This is a genomic window from Actinomadura latina NBRC 106108, assembly GCF_001552195.1.
GTDB classification, from domain to species: Bacteria; Actinomycetota; Actinomycetes; order Streptosporangiales; family Streptosporangiaceae; genus Spirillospora; species Spirillospora latina.
The window spans coordinates 1-15912 of sequence record NZ_BCQS01000008.1 but is presented as its reverse complement, the minus strand read 5'-3'; the positions used below and the strand labels follow the sequence as shown (position 1 = coordinate 15912).

At 69.1% G+C, this 15912-nt stretch carries 14 protein-coding genes, 2 tRNA genes and 1 pseudogene; 8 read left to right on the top strand and 9 right to left on the bottom strand.

What is annotated here, in order from left to right; translation table 11 throughout:
- Positions 1-92 precede the first annotated feature (92 nt).
- Positions 93-965: a helix-turn-helix domain-containing protein gene (locus AL2_RS13770; protein ID WP_067633831.1), complete on the bottom strand. Its 873-nt coding sequence runs from the start codon at positions 963-965 to the stop codon at positions 93-95.
- A gap of 912 nt (positions 966-1877) precedes the next feature.
- Here AL2_RS13770 and AL2_RS13765 point away from each other — a divergent pair.
- Entirely contained in the window at positions 1878-3287 is a 1410-nt protein-coding gene (locus AL2_RS13765) for a cyclic nucleotide-binding domain-containing protein (protein WP_157438142.1), read from the top strand.
- A 94-nt stretch (positions 3288-3381) separates the two neighbouring features.
- Here AL2_RS13765 and AL2_RS13760 read toward each other — a convergent pair whose 3' ends face one another.
- Positions 3382-4710: a sensor histidine kinase gene (locus tag AL2_RS13760; protein ID WP_067633827.1), complete on the bottom strand. Its 1329-nt coding sequence runs from the start codon at positions 4708-4710 to the stop codon at positions 3382-3384.
- Positions 4711-4923: 213 nt separating this feature from the next.
- On the opposite strand from AL2_RS13760, the gene AL2_RS13755 reads away from it, so the two are divergent.
- Positions 4924-5805 (top strand): LysR family transcriptional regulator, encoded by an 882-nt coding sequence (locus tag AL2_RS13755; RefSeq protein ID WP_067633826.1) that lies wholly within the window; start codon positions 4924-4926, stop codon positions 5803-5805.
- On the opposite strand, the gene AL2_RS13750 is transcribed toward AL2_RS13755, so the two are convergent.
- The 3 genes from AL2_RS13750 to AL2_RS13740 all read right to left on the bottom strand — a co-directional run bounded on the left by AL2_RS13750 (position 5806) and on the right by AL2_RS13740 (position 10042).
- Positions 5806-6765, bottom strand: coding sequence for a glycerophosphodiester phosphodiesterase (locus AL2_RS13750; protein WP_067633824.1), 960 nt, complete (start codon positions 6763-6765; stop codon positions 5806-5808).
- A 164-nt stretch (positions 6766-6929) separates the two neighbouring features.
- Positions 6930-8576 carry an adenylate/guanylate cyclase domain-containing protein gene (locus tag AL2_RS13745; protein WP_245666639.1) on the bottom strand — a complete coding sequence of 549 codons (1647 nt, stop codon included), beginning with the start codon at positions 8574-8576 and terminating at the stop codon, positions 6930-6932.
- Between the two features lie 50 nt (positions 8577-8626).
- On the bottom strand, positions 8627-10042 hold the full coding sequence (locus tag AL2_RS13740) for an amino acid permease (protein WP_067633822.1): 1416 nt from the start codon (positions 10040-10042) through the stop codon (positions 8627-8629).
- Positions 10043-10282: 240 nt separating this feature from the next.
- On the opposite strand from AL2_RS13740, the gene AL2_RS13735 reads away from it, so the two are divergent.
- The 4 genes from AL2_RS13735 to AL2_RS13720 all read left to right on the top strand — a co-directional run bounded on the left by AL2_RS13735 (position 10283) and on the right by AL2_RS13720 (position 11279).
- A tRNA-Asp gene (locus AL2_RS13735) sits at positions 10283-10360 on the top strand.
- Positions 10361-10380: 20 nt separating this feature from the next.
- Positions 10381-10457: transfer RNA gene (locus AL2_RS13730), tRNA-Phe, on the top strand.
- A 121-nt stretch (positions 10458-10578) separates the two neighbouring features.
- Entirely contained in the window at positions 10579-10953 is a 375-nt protein-coding gene (locus tag AL2_RS13725; RefSeq protein WP_067633821.1) for a type II toxin-antitoxin system RelE/ParE family toxin, read from the top strand.
- Entirely contained in the window at positions 10950-11279 is a 330-nt protein-coding gene (locus tag AL2_RS13720; RefSeq protein WP_067633819.1) for a helix-turn-helix domain-containing protein, read from the top strand. The genes AL2_RS13725 and AL2_RS13720 overlap by 4 nt, the downstream gene beginning before the upstream one ends.
- A 225-nt stretch (positions 11280-11504) precedes the next feature.
- On the opposite strand, the gene AL2_RS13715 is transcribed toward AL2_RS13720, so the two are convergent.
- The gene (locus AL2_RS13715) at positions 11505-12746 is read right to left on the bottom strand and encodes a tyrosine-type recombinase/integrase (protein WP_245666637.1); all 1242 of its coding nucleotides are present in this window, start codon (positions 12744-12746) and stop codon (positions 11505-11507) included.
- Positions 12747-12872: 126 nt separating this feature from the next.
- Positions 12873-13316 carry a PPOX class F420-dependent oxidoreductase gene (locus tag AL2_RS13710; RefSeq protein ID WP_067633817.1) on the bottom strand — a complete coding sequence of 148 codons (444 nt, stop codon included), beginning with the start codon at positions 13314-13316 and terminating at the stop codon, positions 12873-12875.
- 344 nt (positions 13317-13660) lie between these two features.
- Here AL2_RS13710 and AL2_RS13705 point away from each other — a divergent pair, with 344 nt between their 5' ends.
- Both AL2_RS13705 and AL2_RS13700 read left to right on the top strand, forming a co-directional pair.
- Positions 13661-13912, top strand: coding sequence for a DUF7662 domain-containing protein (locus tag AL2_RS13705; RefSeq protein WP_067633816.1), 252 nt, complete (start codon positions 13661-13663; stop codon positions 13910-13912).
- Between the two features lie 318 nt (positions 13913-14230).
- Entirely contained in the window at positions 14231-14632 is a 402-nt protein-coding gene (locus tag AL2_RS13700) for a hypothetical protein (protein ID WP_157438141.1), read from the top strand.
- Between the two features lie 73 nt (positions 14633-14705).
- Here the strand turns inward: AL2_RS13700 and AL2_RS13695 are convergent, their stop codons facing one another.
- Together AL2_RS13695 and AL2_RS39970 are read right to left on the bottom strand one after the other, a co-directional pair.
- Positions 14706-15599, bottom strand: coding sequence for an IS5 family transposase (locus tag AL2_RS13695; RefSeq protein WP_218003658.1), 894 nt, complete (start codon positions 15597-15599; stop codon positions 14706-14708).
- A 156-nt stretch (positions 15600-15755) separates the two neighbouring features.
- Positions 15756-15912: pseudogene (locus AL2_RS39970) on the bottom strand (IS630 family transposase); the annotation flags it as partial.

Genomic DNA, 15912 nt, shown 5'->3' with positions numbered 1-15912 from the left:
TGCGTGTTATGACGGCCACTCGCCTTGTCGGATGTCCGCTGCGGCCTTCACCTCCGGTCGAGTCGAGTTGCGGTGCGCGAGTCAGGCCCTGGTCAGGCCATGAGGTCTTCGGCGGCCTGCCGGAGCAGCGCGATGGACTGATCGGCCGGCAGCGCCTGCTCCAGCAGGAGCTCGAACGTGTCGCGGTATTCGATGACCGTGTCGTCCTCGCCGCTGATCATCATGCTGGCGCCTGAGCGCCCCTCCAGGTAGAGGACGTCGTCGAGGTCGCCGTCGAACTCCAGGATGCTGAACGGCCCCTCCAGCCCCAGGTGCGCGCCCGCGCTGAAGGGGATGACCCGCACGGTCAGCAGATCGTCGCGCTCGGCGGAGTCGGCGATGTAATTGAGCTGGGCCGGCATGATCGCGGGGTCGACCTTGATGCCGACATGCCGGCGGATGACCGCCTCGTCGATGATGTAGTGCTGGCGCGGCGGGTTCTCCCGCTTGGCGAGCTCCTGCTGCCGCTGGATGCGCAGCTTCGCCGCGAGCACCCGCGCTGTTTCGGACGCCTTGCCGGTCGACAGCACCTCGGCGTACTCGGGCGTCTGGATGAGCCCCGGGACGACCGTCCCGTGGAACTGGCGGATGAAGGCCGCGCCCGCCGAGTACCCGACGTAGTTGAGGAAGCTGGGGTCGAGTTCACCGCGGTAGGCGTTCCACCATGCGGGTTCGCGCGCGCCTCGGGCCAATGCCTGCAGCCGCTCCAGGCGCCCCTCCGAGGTGACGTCGTACACGCCGAGCAGAGCCTGCAGGTCGGTCCGGGTGATGGCGTTCTTTCCGCCCTCGACCCTGATGAGCTTGGACGAGGACCACTCGAGCTGCCGCGCGACCTGCTCCTGCGTCAGCTTCTTCTGTTTGCGCAGCCGGACGAGCTCCGAGCGCAGCAGCGCACTCTGGACTATCGGCCCCTGGTCACTGGACATCGTATTCGCTCACTCTAAGTAGTTAGTGCCACCAGCCTGGATGCTACATGGCAAATCGGGACCCGACATCCCGCTTGCCACCACAGCGCTACATTTCTTGGTCATGCGATCTTCGCTCCAGGCTCCAGACCCGGCCATATAGCCCCAAACTCGCCTCGGAAGCTCTCAAACTGCTGCATGCCGCGCCGTCGTCTGCTAATCTGCTACCTAGCACATTACAACATAGTCACCTGCAACAGGACGCGATGCCACATCCGGCAGATGACGATCTTGACGCAGGGTGAGGTCCGGCGGGGAAGGCGTGTCCCCCGGCGGGCACTCGCCACCGGCGGACCGGGCCACGGGACGCCGCCACGGGGCACGGGGCGCCGCCGGCACACGGAGGACGAAGGGGACACGCACCGAACGGGGAGGCCAGCAGAACGACGAGCCATTACCGGCCGCAACGAACAGAGTCGCCCGCCGCTTTCGGCCGATCACCGGTTGGCAGCCAAGACGATCGACGAAAAGCGGAGAGCGACTCCCGGAGCCGCGCGAAAGCGCGCTGGCGGGTCTGCCGCAGACACCCTGCGGAAACGCAGAAAGATCCGGGCTGACCTGCCAAAACGTTTTCTGCGGACTCACCCAGTCTAACCGCGATCACGCGGTACGGGCTATAGGTGAAGCGACTTCGGCACCGCGATCGGCACCGGACGATCCCGGGCACCGCGCACGGAACCGAAGTCGCGATTCGAGGCATGGGGTCCCTGACATGTCAAGACAGCAGCTTCATCTCCCGACCTTTGGCGTCCACCCCACGAATTCGCCCCCCGCATATTCGATCCCCGCACACTCGACCCCCGCACATCCGACGCCCGCGCATTCGACGCCCGCGAGATCCGTCCGGTCGTCGATCGAGAGGCGGGCGTGCTGATGGACGAACGCGCCCACCGGCACGACCCGGACCAGATCGTCCACCCGGAGACGCGGATCGTCCGCCCCCGGAAGCCGCACGACGAATTCTCGGCCGAGAACACCGGCCTCGAGACCGAGAACACCGACCTTGAGAACGCGCACGAGGTCGCCCCGGCGCCCGTCCGGCCCGACGTACCGTCCAAGCGGCCCGGGTTCTGGCTCTCCCTCACCACCATCGAACGCGCCGAGTTCCTCGCGACCGCGCAGGAAGTCATGTACCCGGCCGGCGCCGTGCTGTGGGAGGAGGGCCAGGCCGCCGACCACACCATCGTGATCAAGTTCGGCACGGTGCGGGTCTGCGTGGAGCGGGACGGACACGAGCGGATCATCGCCTTCCGCGGCCCGGGGGACATCATCGGCGAGCGCGCCGCGCTGATGCTGCGCCGGCGCTCCGCGACCATCGTCGCGATGGAACCGCTGCACGCGCTGCGGCTGACCACGCAGCAGTTCGTCACGTACCTGAGCAACCACCCGCGCGTGGTCGCCGTCATGGAACGCGAGATGTACGACCGGCTCACCGAGCAGCCGGGGTCCACGCACGATCACCAGAACTCCGAGGCGCGGGCGTACAGGGCCGCGCATGCGTACTCGTACGGGTCCGCCGTCCAGTACGGCTCGCACCAGGTCTACGCGACGGCGTACGTACCGGTGCCTCCGCTCTCGCCCCGCGACCCGCACACGTCCCAGGCCCCGTACCCGGCGGCGGCCCGCGTCCCGTCCTACACGCAGCCGACGCAGCCCATGGCCATCGACTCGTCCGCCCCCGCCGGACCGTCGTGGGCGGGGCAGAACTGCACCATCGTGTTCACCGACATCGCCGGTTTCAGCTCGCGCGTCCGCGACGAGACCGACCGGATCGAGGTGCGGCGCGCGATGTACGCCGCCCTGCGGGAGTCCTTCGGTGAGTCGGGGGTGCCGTGGGACGCCTGCTACAGCGAGGACCGCGGCGACGGCGCGCTGATCGTCGTCCCGCCCGGGATACCGACCGCCGCCGTCATCGACCCGATGATCGCCGTGCTCGGGATGCGGCTGCGGCGCCACAACCACCGGTCGAGCGAGGCGGTCCGCGTCCAGCTCCGGGTCGCGCTGGACGTCGGGCCCGTGATGCCCGACCCGCCCGGCGTGTCCGGCTGGACGATCATCACCGCGGCGCGGCTGCTCGACGCCGCCCCGCTGAAGGAGAGGCTCGCCGCGACGGGCGCCGACCTCGGTTTCATCGCGTCGCGGTTCGTCTACGACTCCGTCATCGCCCACAGCCCCGGCTACGTGAACGCCGACGAGTACGAGCCCATCGGCTGCAGGGTGAAGGAGACGGACATCGAAGGCTGGATCCACCTGCGCGGCCTGCCCGCGCGATCCGCCCTCTGACCAGCGCGACCCACGTCCGGCCCGTCCCCGCGCGGGCCCGAGACCCCGCCGACCCCGCGCGCACCCGAGGCCGCGGGGTTCTCCACATCCGGCGTCAGGGTTGGCCGGGGTGTTCCGGGGCGTTCCGCGGGAGGCGCAGGACGAATCGGGCGCCGCGCTTGCTGTCCTCGATCGTGAGGGCTCCGCCGTGCAGCCGCGCGATCTCCCGGGCGATGGGCAGGCCGAGACCGGTGCCGCCCGGGTCGCGCGCCTTGCTGGCCTCCAGCCGGGCGAACCGCTGGAAGACGACGTCGCGCTGCTCCTCGGCGATGCCGGCGCCGTCGTCCAGCACCTCCAGGACGGCCTGGCCGTCGACGCGGCGGACCGTGACGTCGACCCGCGACTCGGCGTGCCGCTCGGCGTTGTCCAGCAGGTTCGTGAAGAGGCGGACGAGCCGGAGCCGGTCGCCACGCACCGTGACGCCCTCCTGGAGGTGCGGGACGATCCGCTTCGTCCGGTCCGACCTCGCCACCTCGATGGTGACCATGGCGCCGAGGTCGACCGTCTCGACGTCCTTCCAAGCGGCGGCGTCCAGGCGGGCCAGCTGCAGCAGGTCGGTCACGATCGCCTGGAGCCGCTCCAGGCTCTGCAGGACGCCCCGGGCCGTCCGCGGCCAGTCGACGTCGTCGGGGAAGAGGAGGGCCTCCTCGATCTGCATGCGGGCCGCGGCGATCGGGCTGCGCAGGTCGTGGGACGCGTCGGAGGTGAAGCTGCGCTGCCGCTCCAGGGCGCTGTCGAGGCGGTCGAGCGTCGCGTTCGCGGCCTCCGCGAGCCGCCTGATCTCGTCCTGGTTGTCCGGCACCGTGACGCGGCGGCCCGACTGCTGCGCGGTGATCTCCGCGAGTTCGGCGCGGATCGCATCCACGGGGGCGAGGGTCTGGTCGACGGTCCCCCAGGTGCGCAGGCAGGCCAGCAGGGTCACCAGCAGCGAGAGGCTGACCAGGACCATGAAGAGGCCGGGACTGACGAACCAGGGGACGGTCGGGGCGGCGGCGTAGACGAGCCAGTCCCCGCCGGGCTGGTAGACGCGGAACCCGATCACCCACGCGCAGCCGTGCAGGTCCGCCGCCGAGCAGACGTCCCGGGTGGAGTACACCTGGGTCTGCGACGGGAGGAAACCGGCGATCGGCGGACCGTCCAGCGACGGGCCCGGCGTGCCCGCGATCACCGTCCGGTTCTGGTCCATGACCTGGACGACCACGTCGTCCGGGGCGTCGAGGTCGCCGCGCACCGGGCCGCGGCGCATCTCGTAACTGACCCGCAGCGCCGCGGCCGTCGCCTGGCTGCGCTTGTGGTCGGTCTCCGAGCCGCGCACCTCCACGAGGACCAGCGTGGCCACGATGACGCAGATCACCGCGGTGACCACTCCGGCAATCACGGTCATCCGTACCCGTATGGACCATGTACGCCGTCCGAACACCCGACCTCCCGCAGGTGAGGTATTCACCGCCCAGGCCGGAATCAGTCCTCTGAACTGCAGTAACGCCCCCAAGAAGGGCCAAAGAAAAGGTTGCCGACGGGCTCGCCGCCGACCGGGCCGGGTTCGTTCGGGCAGAAGCCATGGCGCTGGGCAGGCGCGCGGCTAGCATGTCCGCTTATGGAGCTTCGCCAGCTTGAGTACTTCGTCGCGGTGACCGAAGAGGCGAGCTTCACCAAGGCCGCCGCGCGGCTGCACGTCGCCCAGCCCGGCGTCAGCGCGCAGATCCGGCAGCTGGAACGGGAACTGGGCCAGCCGCTGCTCGACCGGTCCGGGCGGACGGTCCGGCTGACCGAGGTCGGCGCCGCCGTCCTGCCCTACGCGCGGGCGGCGCTCGCGGCCGTCGCGGGCGCGCGGCTGTCGGTGGACGAGCTGACCGGGCTGCTGCGCGGGCACGTCACGGTCGGCACCGTCGACTGGATCAGGTCGCTCGACCTACCCGGCATGATCGCCGAATTCGCTCGCGCACATCCGGATGTGGAGATCACGGTTATTCAGGAGGACACCGACACCCTGACCGACGGGCTCCGCACCGGACACGTCGATCTCGCGTTCCTCAGCCTCGGCGCCGAACCGCCCGACGGCGTCGCGACCAGGGTCGTCATCGAGCAGGACCTCTACGCCGCCGTCGGCCGCGACCACCCGCTGGCCCGGCGATCGACGATCACGCTGCGGGCGCTCGGCGGCGAGGCGCTGATCAGCCTGCCGAAGGGGACCGGGCTGCGCGCCGTCCTGGACGCGGCGTTCGCGGACGCCGGCCTGCGCCCGCGCATCGCGTTCGAGGCCGGCGAGCCGCCCGTACTGGCGCAGATCGCCGCGCACGGCCTCGGCGTCGCCGTGCTGCCCGAGTCCGCCGCGCGCGGCCTGCCGGACGCGCTGCACGCGATGCCGATCGTCCGGCCCCGGCTGAGCGGCCGCATCGCGCTCGCCTGGCGGGCCGAGGGGCCGCGCAGCCCGGCGGCGCGGGCGCTGACCGCCCACGCCCGCCGGCTGCTGCCCTGATCAGGCGGCGGCCTCGGCCGCTCGGGACGCCCCCAGCACGTAGCGCAGAACATCCGGCTTGTTGGTGATGATCCCGTCCACGCCCAGGCTGACGGCCTTCTCCATGTCACCGCGGTCGTTGAGCGTCCAGGTGAGCACGTCCATCCGCGACGCGTGCACCTTGTTCACGTAGGACTCGGTCAAGTCGCCGAACGTCGGGTTGATCTGGTCGGCGTACTCGGCGAGCTCCGGCAGGTCCTCGACTTTCGGGGTGCCGAGCAGGCCGGTCGGCACCGTGGGCAGGATGGCGTGGAACCGGCGCACGGAGTCCCAGTCGAACGACTGGACGGCGAGGCGCCGCTCGCTCGGGTCGTAGCGGAGCCAGGACGGCGAGCGCTTCAGCGCCGCGGCGATGCGCTTCTCGATGCCCGGGTAGAGGGCCGGGCTCTTGATCTCCAGCAGCAGGCCGAGGCCCCGGCCGCGCATCGCTGTCAGCACCTGGGGCAGCGTCGGGACGCGCTCGCCCTCGTACTTCGCCGCGAACCACGACCCCGCGTCCAGCTTCCGGATCTCGGCGAGCGTGAAGTCCGCGACCTTCCAGGGCTTGCGGTCCGGGTAGAGGTCCTCGGCGTTCGTCGTCCTGGCCAGCGTGGTGTCGTGCATGATCACGAGCTTGTGGTCCTTGGTCTCCTGGACGTCCAGCTCGAACATGTCGGCGTGCTTGGCCTTGGCCAGCCTGAACGCGGCGAGCGTGTTCTCCGGCGCGTACGCGGACGCGCCGCGGTGCGCGACGTCCACGATCCGGGCGTACGGCGCGGTCTCGGCGCGGGGCCGCGGAGCGGGCGCGCCGGGGTGTAGGACGCCGGGGCGCGGCACCAGGGCCGGGTCCGGGCCGGGGCCGGCCGCGGCCGCCGTCGCGGGGACGGCGAGCGCCGTGGTGGCCGTGACGGCGAGGAGCGCGAGACGATTCCGTCGGTGCATCTGTCACCTCTCGGGAGCCGGGGCTGTCCGCCCCAACCCTCGGGCCGTCCGGTGACACCGGGGTTTACGGGCCGGTAGCAGACCGTGTACTGCCGGCGACGATACGCATCCGGCCCGTCCGGGACGGGGAGGACACGGCGCCTGCCGGCAGAACGGCGGCGGCGCTACTCGGGCTCGTCGGACTTATCCGGCATACGCGCGCTCTTGGCCGCCTTCGACAGGATCAGCGCGCCGACCAGCAGCCGCCGGCTCCGCCGCAGCGGCCGCGGGAACCGGAGCCGGACCCGCTCGACCTCGCCTCCGCTCGCAGCCTCCGGCGGACGCCGCGGGGCGCCGAGCCGCGTCGGGCGGCTCCGGCCGCGCAGCATCACCGACCGGCCGATGTCCCACTCGTCCGACTCGGCCAGATGCGCCAGGTCCAGGACGGTCGCGGACGCCAGCACCCGCCCGGCGTCGTCCTTCGCCAGGTCGCTGAGCCGCGCCGCCTCGTTCACCGGATCGCCGATCACCGTGTACTCGAACCGCTCCTCCGCGCCGATGTAGCCGGCGACGACCGCGCCTGCGGACACCCCGATCCCCGCGGCCAGCATCGGCACCTCGGCGCGCAGCCGCACCGCCAGCTCGCGGGCCGCGCCGAGCGCCCCGCCCGCCGAGTCCTCCAGCTGCGTCGGCGCCCCGAAGATCGCCAGCGCCGCGTCCCCCTCGAACTTGTTGATCCAGCCGCCGTGCTTCGCCACCACCGTCACCACGACGCCGAAGAACCGGTTGAGCAGGCCGACGACCTCGTCCGGGCTCCGGGTGTCGGCGAGCCTCGTCGAACCGGTCAGGTCGACGAACAGCACGGCCACCTCGCGCGTCTCGCCGCCGAGCGTGATGTCGCCGCGCTCCAGCGCCAGGTCGGCGACCTCCTCGCCGACATGCCGGCCGAACAGGTCGCGCAGCCGCTCGTTCTCGCGCAGGCCGGCGACCATGTGGTTGAACCCGGCCTGCAACTGCCCGACCTCGCTCGCGTCGTACACCGCGACCTCGGCGCCCAGATCGCCCCGCTCGACCTGCGCCATCCCCTTCCGGACGGCCTTGATCGGATCCGCGATCGCCCGTGTCGCCATGTAGGTGACATACACCCCGGCCAGGAGCGCCACGCCGCCGAGCCCGAGGATCGTGATCGCGAGCTGCTCGACGTTGATGTCCGGCGCGGCCAGCGCGGCGACCGCGACGCAGATCAGCCCGAACACCGGGATGGCCGTCCCGAGCGCCCACGCGAGCATCACCCGCGTCGTCACACCGGGCAACCGGAACCTCTTCGGGCGCTCCTTCCCCAGCACCAGCGCCGCCGCCGGCCGCAGCAGCCGCTCCGACAGCAGGTACACGATCGTGCAGGTCGTCGCCGCGCCGAGCAGGCACGTCAACCCGGTCTTCACGGCCAGCCGCCCGGTGAACAGCACCAGGTCGAGCGTCGCCCACCCCAGCGCGCCGACCGTCCACAACGCGCCGATCAGCATCGTCAGCCGCAGCGGCCCCAGCAGGACGGCCCGCCGCTGCTCCCGGCCGGGCTCTCCCCCGTCCCGGACGAACGTGACGACGGGCCGCCACAGCCACAACCCCATGACCAGCGCCCCCGGAGCGGCCACCACCGGATAGCTGAAGAACGCCACCGCGTTCACCATGTGGACGTAGTCGCGGTCGTCCAGCGGTGGATCGGGCACGACGAACGTCGCGAACAGCAGCACCACCAGCGAGCCGATGACGTTCGCCACGCCCACGACGACCAGCAGGACCCAGCGCACACGAATCTCTAGCCTGCTGGTCACGCGCGCCTCCGGGGGGATGGAACCGCCTCACGGGATCATCCCATGGAGGGTCAGGCGCTGGCGCTCTCCACGGCCACCTTCGTCTCCGCGGCCTGCGAACTCCGCCGGACGAGCGGCCAGCCGACCACGATGAGCGCCACCCACGCGGCCATCACGTACAACGCGATCCGCGTATCGGCCCCCCACGCGATCGTCACCGTGACGAACACGAAGAACGCCAGCACGAGCCAGCTGCTGTAAGGCGCCCACGGCATCCGGTAGGGCGACCTTGGCAGCGCTCCTGCCGCAGTCCGCCGCCTATAGACCATGTGGGCCGCCAGGATGACCGTCCACACCAGCAGCGCTCCACCGGTCGACACCGAGGTGATGTACCCGAACGCCTTCTCCGGGACGACCGCGTTGACGACGACCCCGATGCCCATGACGAGCGCCGAGATGACGACCGTCAACACCGGAACGCCGCGCCCGTTCAACCGCGAGAGCACCTTCGGCCCGTCGCCGTTGACTCCGGCCGTCCTGAGCATCCTGGACGTCGAGTACAGCCCGCCCGCATTGCAGGACGACAGGGCCGCGGTCAGCACCACGAAGTTGACGATGTCGCCCCCGCCCGGAATGCCGATCTGGTCGAACGCCACCACGAACGGACTCGCGCCGCCCTTGAAGGCCGTCCAGGGCACCACGGCCAGGATGACCAGCAGCGACCCGAGGTAGAACAGCGCGAACCGCAGCGGCAGCGCGTTGATCGCCCGCGGAATGTTCTTCTCCGGATCCTTGGCCTCGCTGGCCGTGACACCCACCAGCTCGACGCCCAGGTACGCGAACATCACCATCTGCAGGGTCATGATCGTGGCGGAGTATCCCTCGGGGAACACACCACCGTGATCCCACAGATTCCCGACGCTCGCCGTGTCCCCCGCATCGCTGAAGCCGAAGACCAGCACCCCGACACCCACCAGGATCATCATCACGATCGCCGCGATCTTGATCATCGCGAACCAGAACTCCAGCTCCCCGAAGAGCCTCACCGAGATCAGGTTCACCACGAACAGCACGACCAGCGCCACCAGCGCCGTCTGCCACTGCTCGACCCCCGGCCACCACTTCTGGATGTACGTGCCGGCCGCGGTCAGCTCCGCCATGCCGGTCGTCACCCAGATGATCCAGTACGTCCAGGTCGTGGCGTATCCCCAGAACGGACCGAGGAACTCCCGGGCATACCCGGCGAACCCGCCCTCCGTCCGCCGGTACGTCAGCAACTCGCCGAGCGCCCGCATGACGAAGAACAGCGCCACCCCCGCCACGGCGTACGTCAGGATCAGGCTCGGCCCCGCCTTGGCGATGTTCTCCCCGGCCCCGAGGAACAACCCGGTCCCGATCGTCCCGCCGATCGCCAGCATCTGGATCTGCCGCGTGCCGAGCCCTCGCTGGTAGTCCTCGGCGCTTTGGTCTGGGAGCTTTGCGACCACGCCGACCTCCCTCCTATGTCACCCTCTGGTCACGCACAGTCGCGCAACCTGGACACACTAGACCCATCGTCACCAACCAGCACCCGTCCGATGTCTCTCCGTGACGCTCTATCCCCCGCCGCCCCCCGCGCTAACGAGTTGGCGCAGTCCTCGGCCATCACGTATGCTCTCGGACGTGCCAAACGCCGGGTCGCCACCGGCCGAGACACCCCTCCAGAGCCGCTAAGCTCGGAGCAGCAAGGTCCTGTGGAGCAGCTAGGAGTGCTCGCCACCCTGTCAAGGTGGAGGCCGCGGGTTCAAATCCCGTCAGGACCGCCAGACGCGCCGACGCGCGTTCTGGGCAGGTAGCTCAGTCGGTACGAGCGTCCGCCTGAAAAGCGGAAGGTCGGCGGTTCGACCCCGCCCCTGCCCACCATGTTGACCAGCGAAAACGCCCCGGAGCCATGAGGCCCGGGGCGTTGCGTTTGACGGCAACGGACGTCGTCAGGAAGCGGACGGTCAGCTCTGCAGTATGAGCTAGAGGTTATATTGGTGGGGTGCCCTGGGATGTCATCCTCCTTGAACCGGTCGAGAGCTGGTTCCTTAAGCTGTGTGAATCAGAGACGGACACCGCAGCCTTGATCGAGCAGGCCATCGACAGGTTGGCCCAGGTCGGGCCGACACTAGGACGGCCGCTCGTCGACACCCTGGAACACAGCGAGCTGCGCAACCTCAAGGAGCTGCGGCCCGGCAGCCGAGGACGATCGGAGATCCGCATGCTGTTCGTCTTCGACCCAGACCGTGCCGCGATCTTCCTGGTCGCCGGAGACAAGGCCGGGCAGTGGTCACGCTGGTACGACGAGGCGATCCCACTGGCCGAGGCCCGCTACGCCGAGTACCGGGCAGCGAAGGATAAGGAGGGCGGACGATGAGCACCGGACGCCGCTGGCAGGACATCAAAGCCGAAGCACACCGCCGCAACCCTGAACTGGCCGACCCCGAGCGCCAGGCCCAGGCGCGCGCCGAACTGGACGCCTACGTCGCCGGCCACCACCTCAAGGAACTCCGCAAAGCCATCGGCAAGACGCAAGCCGACGTCGCCCAGATTCTGGGGGTCTCCCAGTCCCGCATCTCCCAGATCGAAAACGGCAACCTTGAAGCCATGGAACTGGAGACCCTCCGCGCCTACGCGACCGCGCTCGGCGGGCACCTGGACATCACCGTCAGCGTCGGTCCCCACTCAATCAAAGTCGCCTGACAACACCGACCGGTGACGGCAACCCTGACGGCAACGACGGCAACCAAGCGGCACCACCGGCGCACGTTGAACACCGTCTGACCTCGGTGGACGGGGTGACCGCAGGGTGGTTGCTACTTCTGAAAAGCGGAAGGTCGGCGGTTCGACCCCGCCCCTGCCCACTTCATTGACCAGCCAAAAGGCCCGGAACCAATCACGGTTCCGGGCCTTTTGACAGCAACGGCCTCAGCCGAGCGCATCCCCCAGCTTCCGAAGCGCCGCCCGCTTCTCGTCGACGGCCGCGTGAGCGTAAATCGTCATGGTCACCTCGATGTCGCTGTGACCGACGATGTCCCGGACGATGTGAGGCGGAACGCCGAGGTCCAGGAGCAGCGTGACGCACGTGTGCCGCATGTCGTGGAAGCGGACGCCGTCGAGTCCGGCCGCCGCGCGGATACGGCCCCAGCTACGGCGAAGGTTGTCCGGCTCCATGGGCGTGCCGAGGCGGGACGGGAAGACGAGCCCGTGATCCTGCCAGTCCGGCCAGGCGTCGGCCCGTTCGGCATCCTGCTTCACCCGGTGTTCGCATAGCGCGGTGATGCACAGATCCGGGAGCGGGACCGTGCGTTTGGAGTCGACCGTCTTGGGCGGGACGAACCGCAGCGCTCCCCCGACCCGTTGCAGCGTCTGGACGACTTCGAGCGTGGCCGACTCGACACCGGATTCGGCGCACCGGCCGCACGGGTCGCCGTCGAGGGTGCCTCCCTCACCGCCGCAGGCCCGGCAGCCGACGAGCCGCACGTCCTCCCAGCGCAGCCCGAGCAGCTCGCCGCGCCGCAGGCCGAGGCAGAGGGCCAAGACGTAGAGCGCGTAGAGCCGTTCGTCGCTGGCCGCCTTGAGGACGTCCCGCACCTGGTCGACCGTGAGGCCCCGGTTGACCCCGTACTTGGGCGTGGAGACCGTGACGAGCTTGGCCACGTTGCGCGGGATGATCTCTTCCCGAACGGCCATCTGCAGAGCGTTGCGCAGGACCGCGTGCACGAACTGGACCATGCGCGGCGACAGCCGGGAGCCGCAGCACTGACCGCCCTTGAGGGAGCAGCAGCGCGGCACCTCCCGGGCGTCGTCCCAGCCGTTGCGGCAGCACTGGCACGCCTCCCGGATGCGGGTGAAGGCCAGGCGCACGTCACGAGCGGTGAGCTTGCCGAGCCGCCTATTGCCCAGTTCCGGGACCAGGTACCGGCGGACGGCCCCCTCGTATCCCTGGTACGTCTTGGGCCGCCGCTCGACCTGGACGACGTTCTTGAGCCAGTACGCCAGGTACTCCGCGACCGTCCAACTCTCGGACGAGACAGGGATGCCCTGGTCGGCCTGCTCCAGAAGCTTGGTCAGCTTCTTGCGAGCGTCCTCGTGAGACCGGGCGTACCCCTGGACGCTTGAGGGTGCCGGCGGTGGTGGGGACGTAGGCGGCGAAGCCGTACCGGCCATCCTTACGAAGCCAGATGCTCCCCTCACCGTTCCCGCGCTTACTCCGCCTCTTGCGAGACTTCTCCGGCGAAACCCGCTTCCGAAAAGTGAGTCGCACCGTCCAAGACGGCAACCGAGGGGCGTGTCTTAATGGGATATGTTGCGAAAATTATAGCCCTGCAAGTGCGGCAGCCGTTCGGGTAAGGCTGGACCGAACTCCTCAACGTTCCAGGTGATAATCCGGCGCGGGTGGATGCGGAATGTTTCGTTGGAAAACGCCTCGATGAGGGGCCGATCAAGGACCACGATCTCTACCTCCCCGCGCACCTCGATACCTCGCCCCGTTTGGCCGAGCGGATTAGGCGTCTCGGATTGATCGTCAACGACGAAGGAGACCCGCGGATCGGCTTGGACGTTGCGGAACTTCTGGCTCCTGGTCAACGCTGGCCCACCGATGTCGATGGATCCGGTGTCCGCGTTCATCCAGAAGGCAACCGGCTGGACCTGCGGAGCCCCACCCGCCCCGATGGTTGCCAGACGTCCCAGCGAATGCCCGGCAAGGTATGTGATCTCCGCGGCAGTGAATATCATGCCGCAAGCCTGCTACCTCGACCATGGTTGAGGTCAAGGTAGGTGCCCGGGGTTGAACGCGCGTGAAGCGGGGGCTTCGCGGCCCAGCCCCCCGCGAGCCGGAGGGCACGCCGACGCGAATCCGTCTGTCACACCGTCTCGCCGTTCGCGGGCGCGCCCTCCGGGATGGGTGGGGGTGCTAACGGCGGTGCTAACAACGGGGTCGGATGACCATGGACGGGTATGGACGTGCGGGACGTCGCGGCGCTGTCCAGGGGACTTGTAGGGACATGCCTGGACGGTGCTGATCTGCTTGTAGTCCCTAACAAGCTGACAGGCGAGGGCCCGTCGCCCATGATGGAGCCGTGGTTCAGCGAGAGCAGTACGAGCGATTGGAGCGCCATCTTCGGGCCGACGGCCGCCAGCGCATCGAGATGACGTTCGCGGAGATCTCAGCGCTGATCGGCGCCGCTCTCCCCAGTAGCGCTTTCAGCTACCAAGCCTGGTGGGCTACCGACCCGAAGCACACCCAAGCGCTTTGGGTCGATGCCGGCTACCAGGCCCGGCCCAACCTCACGGCACAGCGTGTGACCTTCACGAAGATGGCTGACGGGTGACAGCAACGGTAACAGCAACAGCGGCGCACGATCCCGACCAGCGGCACACGTCGCCCACCGTCCAACCTCGGTCGATGCTCACGCGGCAGGAGGTTGCCATAGCTGAAAAGCGGAAGGTCGGCGGTTCGACCCCGCCCCTGCCCACCACAGATGACCAGCCAAAAGGCCCGGAATCATGATCGGTTCCGGGCCTTTTGACGGCAACCCTGACGGCAACGGCCACGTTCAACGGCTCCCACCCACGTAAGATCACCACCCATGGCACGCCCATGCCGGTCCGCAGTGCTCGCCACACTGATGATCTTCCCTCTCATCTGCGTGAGCATCGCGGTGTGGCACCTCGTCGCCAACGGCCAAGCCGCGGAGCGCCGAGAACAGGCACGAGCTCGCGCGACGCTGGTCACCTATCTCGACCTGGTTCGCCGCCGCAATTGGACGAAGGCTTGCGCCATGCAGGACGAGGACTCCGGGCTGAATGATGCTAACTGCAAGGAGTTCCTATCCAGCGGTTCACGTCTTGTGATCTTCGACGTTGGCCGCGTTCTGAGGACCGGGTCGGGCATCGACGGCACCTTTATCACGTTCGTGGTTTCACTCACTTACGCTGACGGAAGCCACGAGCAGATCGAAATGCAGGTCAGCCCGAAGGTCAGCGGCTACCCGGACACCGTCCTCGACGGCCCGTCCGTCCACACCCGCAAACGCCCCTACGACGGGTGAACCCCGCCAAACTGCAGCAGCGAACGCCGTCCGAACAGGCAAGAAGCTCCGGGCGACCTTCAACCGGCCGTGTTTAAGAAGTGGTCTTGGTGATGGCGCGGAGCCAGATGTCGATCACGGCCACCTCGATAGTGGCCTGATAGCGGACGGCGAGCTTGTCATAGCGGGTCGCGACCGCCCGGTGCTGTTTCAGCAGGTTGATGCCGCACTCGACGGCATGGCGGAGCCGGTAGGCGTCCGGATCGAACACCGGCGGGCGCCCTCCGGCCGAGCCCTTGGCTTTGCGGTTGGCCTGCTGATCGGCCTTGACCGGAATGGTGACCGCGATCCCGCGGCGGCGCAGATGGGCGCGGTTGGCCCTGGACGAGTACGCCTTGTCGGCCAGCACCCGGTCCGGGCGGGTGCGTGGACGCCCACGCCCGAACCGGGCGACCCGGACCCGCCCCAGGACCGGGACAAACTGCGGGCTGTCCCCGCGCTGCCCGGCGGTGATGAGCAACGCCATCGGCTTGCGGCCCTGCTCACACGCCAGGTGGATCTTGGTGGTCCGGCCGCCGCGTGAGCACCCCAGCCCGTGATCGGGCGGCTCGTCTCCCGGTGGTTCGACCTGCCCGCTCACCTCGTGGCGGGCGCCCGCAGCGTGCTGGTGGGCCCGATTGATGGTCGAGTCCACCGACACACTCCAGGTGATCAGCCCGGCGGCGTCGGCCAAAGCCATCAGCTTTGCCCAGACCAGCGCCCAGACCCCGGCACGCTGAAAGCGGCGAAACAGGTGGTAGACCGACTGCCAGTGCCCGTACCGCTCGGGCACGTCACGCCACGGCCCACCCACACGAGTCCGCCACCGGATGCCGTCCACCAGTTGCCGGCGCGACCACTTGGGCGGCCTACCCCGTCGTCCACCAGGCGGCAGCAGCGGTTCCAAAGTCCGCCACTGCCGGTCCGTCAGGTCCTTGCGCGCTCCGATCGATACGCTGGGCACGAGGTCTGCGGTGTTGATGGTCTTCTTGGTCGTTGATCCATCTATCGGAGACCTCACTCGTCTCTGGATACGACATGCCGCCCGAACCAGACTTTCTAAACAGGCCCTAGTGCGCTGACCCGGAAGGTTCGCCGGGTTTGATCACGCTGCTCGTGTTCGAGCCCGTCCCCAGCGTTGTTGGCGTTCGCTGCGGATACGGGCTCGTTCGCGGCGCTGCTCGGCCAGGACGTCGGGGTGACGGGCGTTGGCGTTGCGCCAGCGTAGGTAGGCCTGGAGTTTCCGGGCCAGAACGGTGTGG

Bases quoted from the DNA above. Each gene is read 5' to 3' on its own strand.
- AL2_RS13765 (WP_157438142.1), top strand. From the start codon at position 1,878: ATGGACGAACGCGCCCACCGGCACGACCCGGACCAGATCGTCCACCCG.
- AL2_RS13755 (WP_067633826.1), top strand. From the start codon at position 4,924: ATGGAGCTTCGCCAGCTTGAGTACTTCGTCGCGGTGACCGAAGAGGCG.
- AL2_RS13760 (WP_067633827.1), bottom strand. From the start codon at position 4,710: ATGACCGTGATTGCCGGAGTGGTCACCGCGGTGATCTGCGTCATCGTG.
- AL2_RS13710 (WP_067633817.1), bottom strand. From the start codon at position 13,316: ATGATATTCACTGCCGCGGAGATCACATACCTTGCCGGGCATTCGCTG.
- AL2_RS13750 (WP_067633824.1), bottom strand. From the start codon at position 6,765: ATGCACCGACGGAATCGTCTCGCGCTCCTCGCCGTCACGGCCACCACG.
- AL2_RS13770 (WP_067633831.1), bottom strand. From the start codon at position 965: ATGTCCAGTGACCAGGGGCCGATAGTCCAGAGTGCGCTGCTGCGCTCG.
- AL2_RS13715 (WP_245666637.1), bottom strand. From the start codon at position 12,746: ATGGCCGGTACGGCTTCGCCGCCTACGTCCCCACCACCGCCGGCACCC.
- AL2_RS13720 (WP_067633819.1), top strand. From the start codon at position 10,950: ATGAGCACCGGACGCCGCTGGCAGGACATCAAAGCCGAAGCACACCGC.